The 18,643-nt window shown below is 71.5% G+C and carries 14 protein-coding genes and 2 pseudogenes; 5 read left to right on the top strand and 11 right to left on the bottom strand.

Features of this window, described 5'->3' with window-relative positions; translation table 11 throughout:
- Positions 1–227 precede the first annotated feature (227 nt).
- The 10 genes and pseudogenes from ACFWA9_RS00080 to chvE all read right to left on the bottom strand — a co-directional run bounded on the left by ACFWA9_RS00080 (position 228) and on the right by chvE (position 10,534).
- The gene (locus ACFWA9_RS00080; RefSeq protein WP_380382128.1) at positions 228–443 is read right to left on the bottom strand and encodes a hypothetical protein; all 216 of its coding nucleotides are present in this window, start codon (positions 441–443) and stop codon (positions 228–230) included.
- A 12-nt stretch (positions 444–455) separates the two neighbouring features.
- Entirely contained in the window at positions 456–566 is a 111-nt protein-coding gene (locus ACFWA9_RS00075; RefSeq protein WP_380382117.1) for a DUF4132 domain-containing protein, read from the bottom strand.
- 121 nt (positions 567–687) lie between these two features.
- Positions 688–849, bottom strand: a pseudogene (locus tag ACFWA9_RS00070) (DUF4132 domain-containing protein); the annotation flags it as partial.
- Between the two features lie 45 nt (positions 850–894).
- Entirely contained in the window at positions 895–1,680 is a 786-nt protein-coding gene (locus ACFWA9_RS00065) for a hypothetical protein (RefSeq protein ID WP_380381926.1), read from the bottom strand.
- Positions 1,677–2,210 (bottom strand): SigE family RNA polymerase sigma factor, encoded by a 534-nt coding sequence (locus ACFWA9_RS00060; protein ID WP_380381924.1) that lies wholly within the window; start codon positions 2,208–2,210, stop codon positions 1,677–1,679. The genes ACFWA9_RS00065 and ACFWA9_RS00060 overlap by 4 nt, the downstream gene beginning before the upstream one ends.
- Positions 2,211–2,338: 128 nt before the next feature.
- Positions 2,339–3,340 carry an expansin EXLX1 family cellulose-binding protein gene (locus ACFWA9_RS00055; protein WP_380381922.1) on the bottom strand — a complete coding sequence of 334 codons (1,002 nt, stop codon included), beginning with the start codon at positions 3,338–3,340 and terminating at the stop codon, positions 2,339–2,341.
- Positions 3,341–3,548: 208 nt separating this feature from the next.
- Entirely contained in the window at positions 3,549–6,200 is a 2,652-nt protein-coding gene (locus ACFWA9_RS00050; RefSeq protein WP_380381920.1) for an RICIN domain-containing protein, read from the bottom strand.
- Positions 6,201–6,518: 318 nt separating this feature from the next.
- Entirely contained in the window at positions 6,519–7,760 is a 1,242-nt protein-coding gene (gene mmsB / locus ACFWA9_RS00045; protein WP_380381918.1) for a multiple monosaccharide ABC transporter permease, read from the bottom strand.
- 3 nt (positions 7,761–7,763) lie between these two features.
- On the bottom strand, positions 7,764–9,323 hold the full coding sequence (gene mmsA, locus ACFWA9_RS00040) for a multiple monosaccharide ABC transporter ATP-binding protein (protein ID WP_380381916.1): 1,560 nt from the start codon (positions 9,321–9,323) through the stop codon (positions 7,764–7,766).
- Between the two features lie 116 nt (positions 9,324–9,439).
- A complete protein-coding gene (chvE, locus tag ACFWA9_RS00035) occupies positions 9,440–10,534 on the bottom strand; it encodes a multiple monosaccharide ABC transporter substrate-binding protein (RefSeq protein ID WP_380381914.1) in 1,095 nt (364 codons plus the stop codon).
- 646 nt (positions 10,535–11,180) lie between these two features.
- Here chvE and ACFWA9_RS00030 point away from each other — a divergent pair.
- From ACFWA9_RS00030 to ACFWA9_RS00010, 5 genes and pseudogenes are all read left to right on the top strand, one after another.
- Positions 11,181–12,212: a LacI family DNA-binding transcriptional regulator gene (locus ACFWA9_RS00030; protein WP_380381912.1), complete on the top strand. Its 1,032-nt coding sequence runs from the start codon at positions 11,181–11,183 to the stop codon at positions 12,210–12,212.
- A 331-nt stretch (positions 12,213–12,543) separates the two neighbouring features.
- Positions 12,544–14,241: a ribulokinase gene (locus tag ACFWA9_RS00025; RefSeq protein ID WP_380381910.1), complete on the top strand. Its 1,698-nt coding sequence runs from the start codon at positions 12,544–12,546 to the stop codon at positions 14,239–14,241.
- Entirely contained in the window at positions 14,238–14,912 is a 675-nt protein-coding gene (locus tag ACFWA9_RS00020) for an L-ribulose-5-phosphate 4-epimerase (protein WP_380381908.1), read from the top strand. Before ACFWA9_RS00025 ends, ACFWA9_RS00020 begins: the two co-directional genes overlap by 4 nt.
- 11 nt (positions 14,913–14,923) lie before the next feature.
- Positions 14,924–16,432 carry an L-arabinose isomerase gene (araA, locus tag ACFWA9_RS00015; protein WP_380381907.1) on the top strand — a complete coding sequence of 503 codons (1,509 nt, stop codon included), beginning with the start codon at positions 14,924–14,926 and terminating at the stop codon, positions 16,430–16,432.
- A 62-nt stretch (positions 16,433–16,494) separates the two neighbouring features.
- Positions 16,495–16,680 (top strand): annotated as a pseudogene (locus ACFWA9_RS00010) (glycoside hydrolase family 6 protein); the annotation flags it as partial.
- Between the two features lie 168 nt (positions 16,681–16,848).
- Here ACFWA9_RS00010 and ACFWA9_RS00005 read toward each other — a convergent pair.
- Positions 16,849–18,270, bottom strand: a complete 1,422-nt coding sequence (locus tag ACFWA9_RS00005) for a non-reducing end alpha-L-arabinofuranosidase family hydrolase (RefSeq protein WP_380381905.1) — start codon at positions 18,268–18,270, stop codon at positions 16,849–16,851.
- Positions 18,271–18,643: the final 373 nt, after the last annotated feature.

Here is an 18,643-nt window from a genome sequence, read left to right as displayed (position 1 = left end):
ATAGGTCCCGTGTCCGCTGCCCTCACAAGTCACGAAGACGCCATCGCGGGCAGGGGCGGTGGACGGCGTCCAGCCAGTCGACCGCCGGTGACCCGGGACGGGCCGAGGCCCGCGCGGCGCACGCCGCGGCGGGCCGGGCCTCGGCAGGCGGGCGCTGGAGCTCCTCCTCGGTGGTGATCGTGGTCACGGAGGCCTACCCGGGGGGCCGTCGGTGAGGTGGCGAGGGGTCACAACGTGGTCAGCTCGGTGAGGTCGGCGATCACCACGTAGAGGTCGGGCCCGACCCGGCGGGACAGCCACTGCTCGACGCCGTTGTCCTGGGGCTCGCCGCGCCGCCAGCCGCGCCGTTCCATGCCGACCAGCCGGGTGGTGGGCAGCACCGGACCGTTCTCGAAGCGGGTGAGGCGGTGGCCGGCCCGCTCCTCGCCGGTCAGCGCGTACACCGGGCGGCCGAGCTACCGGAACGGCTGCAGGATCTCGTGGTCGGCGAACAGCTCCGACCAGTCGGCGAGGCCGTCGCCGAGCAGGAGCGGGTGCGCCAGCCGGACGGAGGCCGTGGCCGGCAGCGCGAACGCCTCGTCCCGGACGTCCGCCAGGGTGCGGTCCTCGGCGAGGCGACGCCGTCACCGCGCCGTCCGTCTCGGACAGCCGCACCAGGCGGCGCACCAGGTGCCGCAGCAGCGGATGCCCGACGAAGATCTGGTCGAACTCCTGCGCCGTCCATGAGCGTTGGGCGATCATCGCCTCCTCCGGGCGGCGGATCTGATCCCCCGCCACCGTGCGGACGTCCTTCTTCAGCGCGGCGAAGCGCTTGCGCTCGGCGGGCGCCAGCTCGGCGTCGTCCCGCACCCCCGGGGCGGGCAGGTCCTTGCGGCGGGCGCCGGCCGCGTCCAGTCACCGTGCCGGGCCGAACCCTCCCCAGACCGAGGCGGGCCCGCTGGACGACTGGGCGTCGACCCGGTAGCCGTCGTTCGCGGCGCTGCGCGTGCCGGTAGCGTGGTTGAACTGGCCGGCGAACTCGTGCTGTCCGGCCGGCACCGTGCGGCCCGGCTTCAGGACCCAGCGGTAGACCAGTAGGCCGCCGGACTCCTGAGCGGTGACGGTGAAGTCGTCGCTCGGCAGGGTCCGCCAGTTGCCGGTGTCCCGTACGTCGCCGGTCTGGGCGATGCGCAGCTCCACGGTGAGTGAGGTGAGCGGCTGGGCGGTCTTGAGGACGAGGTTGTGCTGGGACCAGTAGACCGTGCTGTGCGGGTCGACCGACCCCTCCGACCGCAGCGATCCGTCCTGGGGGTGGCTGCTCGCCGAGGGGGTCGGGCGCGGACCGGTCGGGGTGCTGGTGGCCGGGGCCGGCACGGGTGCCGGGGCGACGCTGCTCGGGGCGGCCGGTGGCGTCGGCGAAGGGGTGACCGTCGGAGACGGGGCGGCCGGAGCGGTGGTGACGGTGTCTGACGGCGGTGGCGTCCGGACGATGCCGGCGACGGCGAGGCCGCCGGTCGCCAGGATGCCGACGACGGCGAGGCCTGCGAGGGAGGCCCTGGGCCACGACCTCGCGAACAACGGTGTTCGGTGGCGGGCGGGCGGGCCGGCCGCGCCGCGTTCTACCCGTGCCAGCATCCGTGCGCGGTCGGGCTGGTGGGCTTCGGCGGCCTCGCGCAGCCGTCGGGCGATGTGGTCGTTCACCGTTCGTTCCTCCCTCCCGTCGTCAGTTCGCCGACCGCTCGTGCGCCGAGTGCGCGTTCCAGCTCGGCCATGCCCTTCGAGGTCTGGCTCTTCACCGTACCCACCGAGACGCCCAGGGCCGCGGCGGTGTCCTTCTCCGACAGGTCGAAGGCGTGGCGCAGCACCACGCACGCCCGCTTGCGGAACGGCAGCCGGGCGAGCGCCGAACGGACGTCCAGCACGGCAGCGGTGTCCGGGCCGTCCGTTCGCTCCGGGGCACGGGACCAGAACAGCAGGACCCGGCGCCGCTCGCGAACCGCGCTGCGGATCCGGGCCCGCGCCATGTTGGCGACCACCCCGCGCGCGTAGGCGAGCGGGTGGTCGGCCGCGCGGAGCCGGTCCCAGCGCTGCCACAGGGCGAGCAGGGCGTCCGCGGCGAGGTCGTCGGCCGCGTCCGTCTCGCCGGTCAGGAGGTGGGCGAGACGGGCGAGTTCGGCGTAGTGGCGTTCGAAGAAGTCGTGGAACTCCGCGTCCGCGGCATCGAGGAGCATTTCCCCCGGTCGCCCTCTCCCTGCAATGTGAACGCTAACAACAGGCGTGAGCTTAGCAGTGCCCGTCTCCAGGACGGGGCGGTGGTCGCCCCGGCGGGGGACCGCCGGCCGAGGGGCGAGCGGCGCGGTCAATGCCGGGCGAACTGGACTCGGGTCGGCTGGGCGATGTCCGGCTTCACCGCGATCCCGTCGACGGTCAGGTGCTCCCCGTAGACGTCGGTGACCCTGATCGGCCCGCCGCACCCGCCACCGTCGGGGGAGAGGAAGTAGTTGTAGTCGGTGCGGGCGAGCTGCCGCCACCCGGTGGCGGTCCGGACCTCCAGTGCCGCCACCGGGTTCCGGTGGCCGATCACCTGGATCCCGCACCACCACTGGCTGGACCCGCTCTTGTACCGGATCGACATCGTGTCCGGCGCCGTGCCCGGGCTCAGCACCGTCCAGGTGATCGGGAGGCGGCCCACCGAGAGTTCGGCGAGCTTGGCGAAGGCCTCGTGGCTGAGGTCGAGCTGCCCGGGCGCGCAGGGCAAGGGGCACTCGTTGACGATCCGCACCGTGATGCCGACCCCGTTGGCGGCGCGGACGAGCACCGACGCTCCGCACGCCCTGGACGACTCGTAGTCGGTGTGGTTCATCGCCGCGACCATGAGATCGCCGGACGGACCGAACGAGCAGGCGCCGTTGCCGTCGGCGGCGTCGTAGGAGGTCGCGACGCCCTGGTAGCTCGTCCCGGGCTTGATCCGCCCGGCCGGCGACGCCGCGGCCGGTGCGGCGCCGGTACCGCTGGCGGCGGCCGGCGGTGACGGGGTGGCCGGGACGGGAGTGGTCGCGGTGGGGGAGGCCGTGGTGGCCGGCCGCGGCGTGGGACTGCCCGAGGACGGCGGGGTGCCGGTGGCCGAGGGCGCGGGGCCGGTCACCGACGGCGCCGCCGCCGAGGGAGTGGCACCGGTCGGGACGCCGGAGGAGGCCGGAACGCTCGACTCGGTGGCCCCCGCGGACCCGGCGGCACCCGGCGCCGCGGACCCGGCGGCAGCCGGCGCGGCGGACTCGGCGCTACCCCCGCGGCCCGGCAGGAGTGCGAAGGCCAGGCACATCAGCACACCGATCGCCGCCAGCGCCAACGGAATGCCCATGACCAGCCCACGCCTGCGGTTCGACTGCGGGGCGGCGTGCTTCGTTGCCCTCATTCCCATCCATTCGGTAGATCGACTCGACATCGCACTGCGCAGTGGGCGCCGGGGAGCGAAAAGGTTGCCGCGCCGACGCGGCTTTCTGTCCGGCCCTTCCTGGGGCCGGCCCGGGGGCGGGCGACGCGGATCTGCCGCCCGCGGGCCGGGCCGGTCAGGACGGGTCGCCGTAGACCACGCCGCGGCCGTAGCCGCCCAGGTAGATCCGGCCGTAGACGTCGGGGTCGCCGGAGACGACGTTGATGACGATCCCGCCGAACTGGTGCTGGTCGTCGTTGATCCGGGCCCAGGTCGAGCCGCCGTCGGTGGAGCGGAACAGGCCGATCACGCCCTTCACCTTCCCGCTGAGGTAGACGGCCTGGTAGCCGGCGCCGGGTGCGGCCTTGCCGAAACCGACGGCGCTCGCCTGCTCGACGCCGTCGAGCTTGCGGAAGCCCGCCCCGCCGTCGGTGGAGTGCCGCAGCCCGTTGCCCCCGCCGGCGATCCACAGGTCACCGGCGACACCCGGGACCGCCTTGAGCTGCCCGTCGCCCAGCCCGGCGGCCCGGGCGGTGAAGTGCCTCCCGCCGTCGGTGGAGGCGTACAGGGTGCCACCGCTGAGGGCGTAGAAGGCGCTCGCCACCGAACGGTCGGCCACCACTGCCGTGTCCTCGGGCAGGCCGGAGACCGCCGCCCAGGACGCGCCCCGGTCGGTCGAGAGGAACGGCGTCCGGCCCGCGGGGCTCCACACCACGGCGCCGCCGTCCGCCGAGACGGCCGTGGAACCGCCGCCCGCGTCGCCCACCGGAGCCGTCGCGAAGGGAGTCCAGCCGGTACCGCCGTCGGTCGAGTAGGCGCCGTGCTGCGCGCCGCCGAGGCCGACCCGCACCATGAACTCCGGCTTGCCCTGGGCGAAGTCGATGCCGGTGGTGTTGGTGAACAGAGGCCCGCTCAGCGCCTTGGCGGGGACCTTGGTGAGGTCGTCGTGCCGGAACCCGCTGACGTCGCCGAGCGCGCTGATCAGCGGGAGGCCGGGAGGCTTGACCAGACCGAGCGTCGCGGTCTCCTCCAGGCCCCTGGCGGGGACGGTCCAGTGGGTCGGACGCCCGCTGTCCGCCGCCGTCACGTCGCTGCTGCCCCACATTCCCGATCCGGTGCCGTAGAGCACGTGCCCGGAGTCGAAGGGGTCGATGGCCAGCGTGCCCATCCAGTGCCCGATGCCGGTACCCACGTAGGGCGCCGCGGAGTTGTCCCGCTCCGAGCTCGCACCGAGGGCCTTCCAGGCGCCGCCGCCGTCGGTCGAGCGGTAGAGCTCGTCGGAGGGCCACCAGCGGTCCAGCGTCGTCACCATCACGGTGGCCGGGTGCTGCGGGTCTACCGCCAGGCCGGCGAAGCCGTAACCGCCGCTGGACGGGGAGACGTTCTTCCAGGCCCCGGTGGACGGCGTGTACTTCCACACCGAGCCGGCCGTCACCCCGTTCGGGCCGGGCGCGTTGGTGTAGGTCAGGTAGAACGAGCCGTCGCCGGACAGCACACCGTGCTGCGGCAGCTGCCCCGTCGGCTGGCCCGGGACGGCCTGCCAGCCGGCACCGCCGTCGGTGGAGCGGTACAGCGAGGTCGACTTGTCGGCCACGCCGACGTAGATCGTCCTGCTGCCGGACGGGCCGAAGGTCACGAAGGACAGGCCGACCCCGCTGCTCGCACCGTCCTTGACCGGAAAGCCGCCGACCTGGTTCCAGGTGACGCCGTAGTCGGTGCTGCGCCAGAGGCCGTTCTTGCGGGTGCCCAGGTAGAGCGTGCGGTGGTCGGACGGGTCCACCACCAGCCGCTCGCCCATGGCCCGGCCGTCCTCGTTGCCGCCCAGCTTGAACGGCAGGTCGGTGCGCTGGAACGTCCGGCCCTGGTCGGTGGAGCGGAGGATCGCGCCGTTGCCCGCCCAGTCGTTGGTGTAGGTGCCGCTGGCGAGGTACAGCCGGTCCGGGTCGACCGGGTCGGTCGCCAGGCTCTCGATCCCGAGCAGGTTCCAGTCGGTGCCGCCGATCCAGTCGGTCAGCGAGGTCCACCGTCCGGCGGCCGCGTCCCAGCGGTAGGCGCCGCCGATGTCGGTCCGGGCGTAGAGGAGGTCCTTGCGGGTGGGGTTGAAGACCAGTCCGGTGACGAAGCCGCCGCCGACGATCTGCGCGTTGTGCCAGGTGTACCCGCCCGTGCCGGACACCTTGACCAGCCGCCACTGCTGGTTGGTGCTGCCCCGGTCGGCGTACTGGACGAGGGGCACGCCCTCGTCGCTGCCGCCGCCCCACACGTCCAGCACCATGCCGGTGCCGCGGGAGACGAACTTCACCGCGCCGTCCCCGACGTCCTGCATGCGCCACTGCTGGGCGGCGGAGGCGCGGTCGCTCTGCTGCTCGACCGCGGCGGCGGACTGCGAGGAGTCACCGCGCACCCCGAGGACCTTGTGGCTGCCGCGGTTCTCCAGCTCGTAGTAGCCGTCCCCCGTCAGCCGCGTCCGCCACTGCTGGCTCGCGGCGCCGGCCGCGCGGTTCATCTGCCGTATCCGGGCACCGTCGGCCGTGTCCGCTCCCGGCACGTCCAGCGCCTTGCCGCTGCGGACGGACACCACGGTGTAGTAGGCGTCGGGGTCCACCGACGCGGCCTTCGAGTCGGCCTGCCCGAACAGCAGGTAGGGGCCGAGCACACCGGGCACACCCAGGGCCAGGCCCAGCGTGGTCCAGCGCCGGCGGTGACGCCCACGGGGACGCCGCGCACCACTGGCGGCCGGGCGGCCGCGCCGGTCGCGGCCGTCCGCCGTGGGATCCGTGTCGTTCATGGGGGCTACTCCTTGCTTCGGCCCCGCCAGCACGCGCCCGCCCGGTCAGGCGGTGCGCGACGGCGGTCGGCGGTGGGATCGATCGGACGACCCGGGGGTGTTCGGCCCAAGGTGTCGTCCATCAGTTGCCGCCGGTGCGCGCGAGGTTGCCGCCCGGTCGAGGATTCTCGTGGCCCGCGTCCGGCCTTGACGATCGGGCACGGGCCTGACCACGTGCCCGGCTGACCTGGTCGAGTCCGCCGGGGCGCGAACGCGTGTCGCCCTCGGCCGTCCGATGGAGGACGGCCGAGGGCGAGGGCGTTCGGGGTGGTTCCGGGGTCAGGAACCGGCCCGGCGCTTGTTGTAGACGTCGAAGCCGACGGCCGCGAGCAGCACCAGGCCCTTGATGACCTGCTGGTAGTCGGTGCCGACACCGACCAGCGACATGCCGTTGTTCAGCACGCCGAGCACCAGGCCGCCGATGATCGCTCCGAGGACGGTGCCCACGCCGCCGCTGGCGGAGGCGCCACCGATGAAGGCGGCGGCGATGGCCTCCAGTTCGAAGTTGATGCCGGCCTGCGGGGTGCCGGCGTTCAGGCGGGCGGCGAAGACCAGCCCGGCCAGCGCCGCGAGGACGCCCATGTTGGTGAAGGCGAGGAAGACGACCCGCTTGCTCTTCACCCCGGAGAGCTTGGCCGCCGGCTCGTTGCCGCCGATGGCGTAGGTGTGCCGCCCGATGATGGAGTTGCGCATCAGATAGCCGAAGCCGACCAGCAGCGCGCCGAGGATCAGCAGCACGATCGGCACGCCGTGGTAGCTGGCCAGCAGCAGGGTGAAGACGGACACAGCCGCGGTGATCACGGCGAGCTTGGCCAGGAACAGCGCGAGGGGGAGCGGCTCCAGCCCGTACGTGACGGTCTGCCGCCGGCCGCGCACCTCCTGCAGGATCGCGACGGCCAGCACCGCGAGGCCCAGCAGCAGGGTGAGGTTGTGGTAGTCGGTGTGCGGGCCGACCTCGGGGAGGAAGCCGCTGCTGATGCTCTGGAAGCCCTTGGGGAACGGCGCCACCGACTGGCCCTGCAGCAGGATCTGGGTGCCGCCACGGAAGAGCAGCATGCCCGCCAGGGTGACGATGAACGACGGGATCCCCAGGTAGGCGATCCAGAAGCCCTGCCAGGCCCCGGCGAGGGCGCCGATCACCAGCGCGGCCAGCACCGCCACGGGCCACGGCAGGTGGTGCTTGACCATCATCACCGCAGCGGCGGCCCCCACGAAGGCGGCCAGCGAGCCGACCGAGAGGTCGATGTGCCCGGCGATGATGACGATCATCATCCCGATCGCCAGGATGAGGATGTAGCCGTTCTGCTGGATCAGGTTGGTGATGTTGAGCGGCTGGAGCAGGATGCCGTCCGTCCAGATCTGGAACAGCAGCACGATCAGCGCGAGGGCGAGCAGCATGCCGTACTGGCGCACGTTGCCGCGCAGCGCGCGGGCCAGTACGCCGCCGAGGGAGGGGCCGGGGCCGGCCTGCGGTGCCTTCGGGGACGAATCCGGGATGGGGATGATCTCGGTCTGGGCCATGCCTCACACCTGCTCGTTGCTGGATGCGGTGCTCATGGTCATGAGCCGCATGAGGGATTCCTGGGTGGCGTCGGCACGGGCCACCTCGCCGGTGATCCGGCCTTCGGCCATGGTGTAGATCCGGTCGCACAGGCCCAGGAGTTCGGGGAGTTCGGACGAGATGACGAGCACGGCCTTGCCCTGGGCGGCCAACTCGGCGATGACCGTGTAGATCTCCGCCTTCGCGCCGATGTCGATGCCGCGGGTGGGCTCGTCGAGGATCAGCACCTCCGGCTCGGCGAAGATCCACTTGCTGAGGACGACCTTCTGCTGGTTGCCGCCGCTGAGCGTGCCGGTCCGGGTGAACACCGTCGGGGCCTTGATGTTCATGGTGCGCCGGAAGGATTCGGCGACCTTGTTCTCCTCGTGTCGGTTGACCCGGCCGTACCTGGCGACCTTGCCGAGCGCGCTCAGCGAGATGTTCCGGCTGATGTCGTCGATGAGGTTGAGGCCGAGCTGCTTGCGGTCCTCGGTCACGTACGCGATGCCGTGCCCGATCGCCTCGGGCACCGTCCGGGTGCGGATCTCCCGGCCGTGCAGTCGCACCCGGCCGGCGGCCCACCGCCCGTACGAGCGGCCGAAGACGCTCATCGCCAGCTCGGTACGGCCGGCGCCCATCAGGCCGGCGATGCCGACGATCTCACCGCGCCGCACGTTCAGCGAGGCGCCGTCCACCACCATGCGCTGCTGGTCGATGGGGTGCCGGACGCTCCAGTCCTCGACCTCGAAGGCGAGTTCGCCGGCGCCGTCACCGGTGAAGGGCTGTCGCTCGGGGTAGCGGTGCTCCAGGTCGCGGCCGACCATGCCGCGGATGATCCGGTCCTCGGAGGCGCCCCCGGGGCCGATCGCGATGGTCTCGATGGTCCGCCCGTCGCGCAGGATGGTCACGGAGTCCGCGACCCGGGCGATCTCGTTCAGCTTGTGCGAGATGATGATGCAGGAGATGCCCTGCGCCTTGAGTTCGAGGATCAGGTCGAGCAGCTTGCGGCTGTCCTCGTCGTTCAGCGCCGCGGTCGGCTCGTCCAGGATGAGCAGCTTGACCTTCTTGGCCAGCGCCTTGGCGATCTCGACCAGCTGCTGCTTGCCCACGCCGAGGTCGGCGATCCGGGTGTGCGGGCTCTCGTCGAGGCCGACCTGGCGGAGCAGTTCGGCGGCGTGGGTGAGCGTCCGGCGCCAGCTGATGATGCCGCGGGAGGCGTGTTCGTTGCCGAGGAAGACGTTCTCGGCGATGGACAGGTACGGCACCAGCGCCAGTTCCTGGTGGATGATGACGATGCCGCGCTGCTCGCTGGCCCGGATGTCCCTGAACCGGCAGGGCTCGCCCTCGAAGAGGATCTCGCCCTCGTAGGCGCCGTGCGGGTAGACGCCGCTGAGCACCTTCATCAGGGTGGACTTGCCGGCGCCGTTCTCGCCGCAGACGGCGTGCACCTCGCCGGCGGAGACGGTCAGGTTGACCTCGGAGAGCGCTTTGACACCGGGGAACGACTTGCTGATCGACCGCATTTCGAGAACGGGTCCAGCCATGGGTGTGCGTCCGTATCGTTCGGGGCGGTGCGGTGGGGGAGGGCCCCGGGGCTCCGGGGAGCCCGGGATCCGTACCGCCGGTCTCGGCGCGGGGCCCGTCGGCCGGGCCCCGCGGGCTACTTGAGCTGGTCCGCGGTGTACTGGCCGCTGTCGACCAGGACCTGCTGGTAGTTGTCCTTGTCGACACTGACCGGCTGGAGCAGCTGCGCCGGGACGGTCTTCGCGCCGTTGTTGTACTGGCTGGTGTCGTTGACCTCGGGCTTTCCGCCGGTCAGCAGTGCGTCGCCCATCTGGACGGCGGCCTTGGCCAGTTGGCGGGTGTCCTTGTAGACGGTCTGGGTCTGCTCGCCCGCGATGATCGACTTCACCGAGGCCAGCTCGCCGTCCTGGCCCGTGACGACCGGCAGCGACTTGACGGTGCCGTACCCGACGCCCTTGAGCGAGGACAGGATCCCGATCGAGATGCCGTCGTACGGCGAGAGCACGGCGTCGACATGGGCGGAGGTGTAGGCCTTGCTCAGCAGGTTGTCCATCCGGGACTGGGCGACACCGCCGTCCCAGCGCAGCGTGGCGACCTGGTTGAAGTCGGTCTGGCCGCTCTGCACGACCAGCTTCTTCTGGTCGATGTACGGCTTGAGGACGCTCATCGCGCCGTTGAAGAAGAAGGTGGCGTTGTTGTCGTCCGGGGAACCGGCGAACAGTTCGATGTTGAACGGCCCCTTGCCGTCCTTGAGTCCGAGCTTGTCGACGATGTAGCTGCCCTGGAGGACACCGACCTTCGTGTTGTCGAAGGTCGCGTAGTAGTCGACGTTCGCCGTGCCGCGGATCAGCCGGTCGTAGGAGATCACCGGGATGTGGGCGTCGGCGGCCTTCTGCAGCACGTTGGTGAGGGAGGAGCCGTCGATGGCCGCGATCACCAGCAGCTTGGCGCCCTTGGTGATCATGTTCTCCACCTGGGAGACCTGGTTCTCCACCACGTTGTCGCCGTACTGCAGGTCTGTTTTGTAGCCCTTGGCCTGGAACTCCTTGACCATGTTGGTGCCGTCGTTGATCCAGCGTTCCGACGACTTGGTCGGCATCGCGATGCCGACCAGGCCACCCTTGGCGTCGCCCGTGGCGGGGCCGTCACCGGCACCGTTGGCACTCTGGCCGCAGGCCGCCAGCGAGAGCACCAGGCCCCCGGCGACCAGGCCCGCCGAAATCTTCCGCACAGTTCCTCCAGTGATGTTCCGCGACCGGGCACAAAGCACCCCTGATGGGCGACTGGGAGCGGTCGAGGGGGGCCGGCCGGAGCGGGTCCTCGCGCTGTGGAGTGTTCGGCGGCGATAGCTCTGGCCTGGCGTGAAATGAATTGTTAACGCTCACAAAGGTGGCGTCAAGAGGGTCCGGGATCACCGTTGGATCGCGGTGCGCCGTCGGCCGGGTGCGCGGTGCGCTGCGGGGCGAAGAGGAGGATCTGCCGGAAGACGTCGGGTGAGGGCGTGGCCGATCGACGGGCGGGCGGCGGGATCCGGCGCGGGCTCAGGACCTCCTCCCGCGCTTGGCGTTCAGGTGATCGGCGGTGGTGGCCGAGTCGAGTCACCGGAGGTGTGGTCGCTTGCGCGTGGAGATCGCCAAACTGTGGCCCGGCCGCGAAGCGGGAAGGCGCCGGAGGTGTCGAGATCATGTCCGTGCCGAAAGGTCCGATCCGGCGCCCTTTTGATGGTTGGGGCGAACTCCGGAGCGCTCCCTCGCCGCAATGGCCACATGCCGGCGGCCGGAAGGGCTGGTAAGAAGAGGACCACCCTTCGGATCGAGGGTGACGAATTGGCCTGGACCTGGTCGCGTACTGTGGTCACAGCCGAGAGGGGACTGCGAGTGGGAACCGAGAGTGCCGGGACGGAACAGCGCCAGCCCGTGATGGCGGACGTGGCGAAACTGGCGGGTGTGTCCCACCAGACGGTGTCCCGGGTGCTCAACGGTGCGCCGCACGTCCGGCCGGACACCCGGGACCGGGTGCTGGCGGCCATCCGGGAGCTGGACTACCGGCCCAACTCCGCCGCCCGCGCCCTGGTCACCCGTCGTTCGCAGACCCTTGGCGTCGTCAGCTTCGACTCGACGCTCTACGGGCCCGCCTCGATGCTGGACGGAATCGAGCAGGCCGCACGCAGTGCCGGGTACTTCGTCAGCGTGACCAGCCTGCGCTCGCTGGACGGCCGATCGGTCCAGGAGGCCGTCGACCGGCTGCGCGACCAGGGGGTGGAGGGCGTCGTGGTGATCGCGCCGCAGACCTCCGCCGTCAGCGCGGTGGCCCGGCTCTCCAGCTCGGTGCCGGTCGTCGCGGTCGGATCGGGCAGGCAGACGCAGGTGCCGATGGTGTCGGTGGGCAACCGCTTCGGTGCCGGAGAGGCCACCGGGCACCTGCTCGACCTGGGCCACCGCACCGTGCACCACGTGGCGGGGCCGGCGAACTGGGTCGAGAGCCAGGACCGCGAGGAAGGGTGGCGCCTCGCGCTGCAGGCGGCGGGAGCCCCCGTGCCGGACGTGGAGCGTGGCGACTGGAGCGCCCGCTCGGGCTACCAGGCGGGGCTGCGGATCGCTGAACTGCCCGATGTCACGGCCGTCTTCTGCGCCAACGACCAGATGGCCCTCGGCCTGCTGCGTGCCCTGAACGAGGCCGGCCGGTCGGTCCCGGCGGAGATCAGCGTGGTCGGCTTCGACGACATTCCGGAGGCCGCCTACTTCATCCCGCCGCTGACCACCGTGCGGCAGGACTTCGGCGAACTCGGCAGGCGGGCTCTGGAACTGCTCGTCGAGGAGCTGGAGGGCACCGCGCCCTCTCCGGCCCAGGTGCAGATCTCCCCGGAGCTGGTGCTGCGCCACAGTGTGGGCCCCGCTGCCCGGCCTTGACCCCACGGCAGGTCCGCGGTAGCGCTCCTGTTCTCCCGTTCCGAACCTGGCCGCCGACCAGGGAACTTCTCTTGACACGGATATTGTTAACGCTCACAATTCCTGTGAGCGTTAACAAGAGCCTCCCAGCTCCACCGGCCGAGCACTGACATCCCGCTTCTGAGTGCTCGGCCGGTGGTCCCCGCGTTCCGCCCTCCATGAGGGAGAGGTAGCGGAACGGCGCCTGTCGCCGGTGTGCTCCCCCTGCCCCGGTCGTGGACCGTGCCGGCGACAGGCGACAACAGTTGCTCACGGCACCAACGCCGTTACCCCGTACGAAGGATGAGCACACGTGACCAACAATCCCGCCGCCCCGGATCCGGACCGCTACGTGGTCGGAATCGACTTCGGCACGCTCTCCGGCCGCGCCGTGGTGGTCCGGGTGCGGGACGGTGAGGAGGTGGGAACCGCCGTCCACGACTACCCGCACGCCGTCATCGAGCGCGAACTGCCCGGCGCCGGCCGGCCGCTCCCGCCGGACTGGGCGCTGCAGCACCCCGGTGACTGGCGCGAGGTGCTGCGCACCGCCGTCCCCGCCGCGCTCGCCGCCGCCGGGGTCGATCCGGCGCACGTCATCGGGATCGCCACCGACTTCACGGCCTGCACCGTCCTGCCGGTGCTCGCCGACGGCACCCCGCTCGCCGAGACGTCCGGGTGGGCGACCCGCCCGCATGCCTGGCCCAAGCTCTGGAAGCACCACGCCGCCCAGGGCCAGGCCGACCGGATCAACGCCCTGGCCCACGCCAGGGGCGAGAAGTGGATCTCCCGCTACGGTGGCCGGATCTCCGCCGAGTGGCAGTACGCCAAGGCACTCCAGGTCCTGGAGGAGGACCCGGCCGTCTACGCCGCGACCGCCCGCTGGGTCGAGGCCGCCGACTGGATCGTCTGGCAGCTCACCGGCGCCGAGAGCCGCAACGCCTGCACGGCCGGCTACAAGGGCATCCACCAGGACGGGAGTTACCCGAGCGAGGACTACCTCGCCGCGCTCCACCCGGACTTCGCCGACTTCGCCCGCACCCGCCTGGACCACCCGCTCTCCCCTCTCGGCTCCCGGGTCGGTTCCCTCACCGCACGGGCGGCGCAGTGGACCGGCCTGCCGGAGGGCATCGCGGTCGCCGCCGGCAACGTCGACGCCCACGTCGCCGCCCCGGCCGCCCGCGCCGTCGACAACGGCCGGCTCCTCGCCATCATGGGCACGTCCACCTGTCACGTCGTCAACGGCGCGGTGCTCGCGGACGTCCCCGGCATCTGTGGCGTGGTCGAGGACGGCATCGTCGCCGGCTCCTACGGCTACGAGGCCGGCCAGAGCGCCGTCGGCGACATCTTCGCCTGGTGGCTGCGCCAGGGCGTGCCTGCCGACTACCTGGCCGAGGCCGAGGCCGGCGGCGAGGACCTGCACCGGCTGCTCAGCCGCAAGGCCGCCGCCCAACCCGTCGGCGCCCACGGCCTGGTGGCGCTCGACTGGATGAACGGCAACCGCTCCACCCTGGTCGACCACCACCTGTCCGGCGTGATCGTCGGACTCACCCTCGCCACCCGCCCCGAGGAGATCTACCGGGCCCTGCTGGAGGCCACCGCCTTCGGCACCCGGGTCATCGTCGAGGCACTGGAACGCGGTGGGGTCCCGGTCACCGAGTTCATCGTCACCGGCGGCCTCAAGAAGAACGCCCTGCTGATGCAGATCTACGCCGACGTGCTGCGCCGGCCGGTCTCGGTGGCCGAGTCGGAGCAGGGACCCGCGCTCGGCTCGGCGATCCATGCCGCGGTCGCCGCCGGGGCCTACCCGGACGTACGGACCGCGTCCGACGCCATGGGCCGGGTGCGGCGGGGCGCCTACCGGCCGGACCAGGCCGCCGCCGACGTGTACGACCGGCTCTTCGCCGAGTACCGCGCCCTGCACGACCACTTCGGCCTCGGCGCCGACAAGCTCCTGCACCGCCTGCGCGACATCCGGAACGCCGCCCTCACCACACCCAGCGAGGCACTGTGAACGCGAACGCGACCATCGACCTCATCCGCCGACAGGTCAGCGACCTGCACCGGGAACTGGTCCGCTACAACCTGGTGGTCTGGACCGCCGGCAACGTCTCGGCCCGCGTCCCCGGCGAGGACCTGCTCGTGATCAAGCCCAGCGGCGTCTCCTACGACGAACTGACACCGCAGAACATGATCGTCTGCGATCTGGACGGCAACGTCGTCGAAGGCGGCCATGCGCCGTCCTCCGACACCGCCGCGCACGCCTACGTCTACCGCCACCTCCCCGAGGTCGGCGGGGTGGTCCACACCCACTCCACCTACGCCTGCGCCTGGGCCGCCCGCGGCGAGGCCGTCCCCTGCGTCCTCACCGCGATGGCCGACGAGTTCGGCGCCGAGATCCCGGTCGGTCCCTTCGCCCTGATCGGCGACGACTCGATCGGCCGGGGCATCGTGGACACCCTCAAGGGCCACCGCTCGCCCGCCGTCCTGATGCAGAACCATGGTGTGTTCACCATCGGCAAGGACGCCGAGGCAGCGGTCAAGGCCGCCGTGATGTGCGAGGACGTCGCCCGCACCGTCCACCTCTCCCGCCAGCTCGGCGAGCCCCTGCCGATCGCCCAGGCGGACATCGACAGCCTCAACTTCCGCTACCAGAACGTCTACGGCCAGCCCCAGGCCCGGTGAGGAGCCACCCCATGAAGAAGCCACTGGAGAGCCGCCAGGTCTGGTTCCTGACCGGCAGTCAGGAACTCTATGGCGAGGAGACGCTGCGCCAGGTCGCGGGGCAGTCCCAGCGGATCGCCGAGACCCTGGACGGCGACGCCGCGGTGCCGGTCGAGATCGTCTGGAAGCCCGTCCTCACCGACGCCGCGGCGATTCGCCGGGTCTGCCTGGAGGCGAACTCCGCCGACGACTGCATCGGCCTGATCGCCTGGATGCACACCTTCTCCCCGGCGAAGATGTGGATCGCCGGCCTGGACGCCCTGCAGAAGCCGCTGCTCCACCTGCACACCCAGGCCGACGTCGAACTGCCCTGGCAGACGATCGACATGGACTTCATGAACCTGAACCAGGCCGCCCACGGCGACCGCGAGTTCGGCTACATCCAGTCCCGCCTCGGGGTGCCGCGCACGACCGTCGCCGGACACGTCAGCGACCCGGCGGTGTCCGCCAGGATCGCCACCTGGGCCCGAGCGGCCGTCGGCCGGGCCGAACTGCGCGACCTGAAGCTCGCCCGCTTCGGCGACAACATGCGCGACGTCGCCGTCACCGAGGGCGACAAGGTCGAGGCCCAACTCCGCTTCGGCGTCTCCGTCAACACCTACGGCGTCAACGACCTCGTCGAGGCCGTGGACGCGACGGTGGAGAGCGACGTCACCGCGCTGGTCAAGGAGTACGAGGACGGCTACCGCCTCGCGCCCGAGCTGCGGGCCGGCGGGGAGCGCCACGAGTCGCTGCGGTACGCCGCGCGGATCGAACTCGGCCTGCGCGGATTCCTCGAACAGGGCGGCTTCCGGGCCTTCACCACCAACTTCGAGGACCTCGGCGGGCTTCGCCAGCTGCCCGGCCTCGCCGTGCAGCGGCTGATGGCCGACGGCTACGGCTTCGGCGGCGAGGGCGACTGGAAGACCGCGACCCTGCTGCGCACCCTCAAGGCGGCCGCCACCGGGCTTCCCGGAGGTACCTCCTTCATGGAGGACTACACCTACCACCTGGAACCCGGCCGCGAGCTGATCCTCGGTGCCCACATGCTGGAGGTCTGCCCGAGCATCGCGGCGGCCACCCCGTCCTGCGAGATCCATCCGCTCGCCATCGGCGGGCGCGAGGACCCGGTCCGGCTGGTCTTCGACGCCGAACCCGGTCCCGCGGTAGTGGTCGGCCTGGCGGACCTCGGCGACCGCTTCCGCATGGTCGCCAACGAGGTCGACGTGGTCGAGCCGCCGGCACCGCTGCCCAACCTGCCCGTCGCCCGCGCCGTCTGGAAGCCGCGTCCGGACCTGCGCACCTCCACCGAGGCCTGGCTGACGGCCGGCGCACCGCACCACACCGTGTTCTCCGGTGCGCTCGGGGTCGAGGAACTGGAGGACCTCGCCCAGATGATCGGCGTGGAGCTGCTGGTGATCGACGACGACACGAACATCCGCCGGTTCACCAAGGAACTGCGCTGGAACCAGGCCTACCACCGGCTGGCCCAGGGGTTCTGACCCCAGCGCGTCCGCCACCGCCCCAGGACAGCGGCACAGGATGGGCGGTGGTACCCCAGGCCGCGAATCCGGCCAGGTGCAACCCGGCGGGGCGGAGGATCGGGACCACGACCCGGTGGGGCGGCGGCGCCGAGATGCTGTTGTGGATCAAGGTGCCCGGTGAGTCCGACGGAAACTGCGGCGTCGGCGCCGGATCGACCGCCGGGCAGTTCCTGCCCGAGGTCGCATACAAGATGATCTACGGCTACGGACCGTGGAGCGGTGCGGAGACGGCCCCCGCCGCGGGCCCCCGTCGAGCGGGGGCGCGTGCGGCGGGGGCCGGGCCCGGGGCACGGCGTCGTGGCCCACGTCGTGGAACCGCTGCTCCACGTACCGGGCAGACTGCACCCGATCGCGAGCACCGTGGCTCGGGCAGGTCAGCGCCGCAGGGTGAGGACGCCCGGCCGGTACGGCAGCTGGTCGTAGGGGCCGTTCGCGGAGGGGGACTTGCCCTGGTAGAGGAACTGCAGGTTGCAGGGGTCGATGGTCATGGTCTGGTCGGGGTTGTCGCGGACCAGGTCACCGTGGCTGATGTCGTTGGTCCAGGTGGCACCGCTGTTGGCCTTGCCGGCGAAGGGGTTGCTCTCGGTGGCGGCCTGCGGGGTCCAGGACCCGCTCAGGCTGGTGGCGGTGAACGAGCGGAAGTAGCGCTGCTCGTTCGCCCCCCGGGCCTCGACGATCATCAGGTACTGGTTCTGGCCCTGGACCTTGTAGACCTGCGGCGCCTCGAACAGGTTCTTCACCGTGTCGCTCATGACCGTCGTGTACGACGAGCCGAAGTTGCCGGGGAAGTTCCCGATCGGCATGCTCGCCCGGTAGATGCTGCCGTTGTCACCGGCGAAGAACAGGTACATGTTCTGGCCGTCGGCGATCAGGGTCTGGTCGATCGGGGCGGCGCCGGGGATGCTGCCGGTGAACAGGGGCTGCGGCGCGGACCAGCCGTTGGGGTTGGTGGGGTCGCTCGACGTCCGGTAGATGAAGGGCCAGGCACCCCACTGGTAGGCCAGCACCCAGATGTTCCTGGGCGCGAAGTAGAACAGCGTGGGCGCCACCGTGGACTGGCTCATCCCGGTCTGGCCGGCCGACGCCATGTCCGACCAGTTGGTGAAGGGGCTGAACATCATCGACCCGTACGACGAGCCCGACACGTCCGACGCGTAGACCAGGTGCTTGCCGTTGTACACCACGGTGGTGAAGTCCTTCACCGAGGTCCACCCGTTCGCCGGCTGCGCGAGCGCACCCGTCGACGACCAGCGGTACGTCGCCGGAAGAGCACAGGGGCCGCCCGGTGGCGTCGTCCCGGTCAGGCCGGTCCACTTCTGGTTGCTGCCGCCGCCGCACGTCCAGAGCCCCACGGCCGTGCCGTTGGCCGTACCGGCGCCCGTGACGTCCAGGCAGAGCCCGGACTCCACGCCGACGATCGTGCCGTCGGAGTTCACCCGCCACTGCTGGTTCGCACCGCCGCTACAGGTCCAGATCTGCACCTTGGTGCCGGGCGTGGTGGCATGGCCCGGAACGTCCAGGCACTTGTTGCCGTACACGGTCAGCTGGTTGCCGGCCGTCGACGTCCACAGCTGGTTGGTCCCGCCGAAGCAGTCGTAGATCTGCAGGTTCGTGCCATCGGTCTGCCCGGCGTTCGGCACGTCGAGGCACCGACCCGAACCCACGCCCCGCAGGGCGCCGCTGGTGGCCGCCTGAGCGGGGTTGGCGACGACCAGCGTCGCCAGTGCCGCCACGACCGCCAGCACGGCGGTGAGTACTGCGGACAGGTGCCCGCGGCTGGAACTTCGTCTGCGCACGGAGAATCTCCTTGGTGGTCGGACGGAGCTGGCACACGGCTGTGTTGTCGGCATTCGAGTGCCGCCGGGCGTGCGCGCTCCAAGAGTTGTCACTCGGCCGGCGCGGGAATCCGCGCCTCTTGCCCGTACGGTGTCGAGACTTCCGTACGCCCGGTGACCTGGGCGACTGCCAGGTCACCGGGATTCTGGTCGGGCCGCGCCGCGGCACCGGGTGGGTCGTGCTCCCCGGTGGCTCCCGGTGGGCCCGGAGGTTTCGGGGTGGGGCGGGGGAGCCCCCCGCCCCACCCCCCGCGGGTACCCGCACCAGAAGGTCCACGTGTTGTTGGCGCCGCCCGGGGAGTCCCAGATCTGGAACGGGGTGGCGGTGGCGGGC

It is taken from the genome of Kitasatospora sp. NPDC059973 (assembly GCF_042737525.1).
GTDB lineage: Bacteria > Actinomycetota > Actinomycetes > Streptomycetales > Streptomycetaceae > Kitasatospora.
This window is presented reverse-complemented; position numbering and strand designations above follow the sequence as displayed.

Excerpts from the sequence above, each read along its gene's own strand:
- ACFWA9_RS00060 (WP_380381924.1), bottom strand. The coding sequence starts at position 2,210 with ATGCTCCTCGATGCCGCGGACGCGGAGTTCCACGACTTCTTCGAACGC.
- ACFWA9_RS00055 (WP_380381922.1), bottom strand. The coding sequence starts at position 3,340 with ATGGGCATTCCGTTGGCGCTGGCGGCGATCGGTGTGCTGATGTGCCTG.
- ACFWA9_RS00050 (WP_380381920.1), bottom strand. The coding sequence starts at position 6,200 with ATGAACGACACGGATCCCACGGCGGACGGCCGCGACCGGCGCGGCCGC.
- mmsB (WP_380381918.1), bottom strand. The coding sequence starts at position 7,760 with ATGGCCCAGACCGAGATCATCCCCATCCCGGATTCGTCCCCGAAGGCA.
- mmsA (WP_380381916.1), bottom strand. The coding sequence starts at position 9,323 with ATGGCTGGACCCGTTCTCGAAATGCGGTCGATCAGCAAGTCGTTCCCC.
- araA (WP_380381907.1), top strand. The coding sequence starts at position 14,924 with ATGAAGAAGCCACTGGAGAGCCGCCAGGTCTGGTTCCTGACCGGCAGT.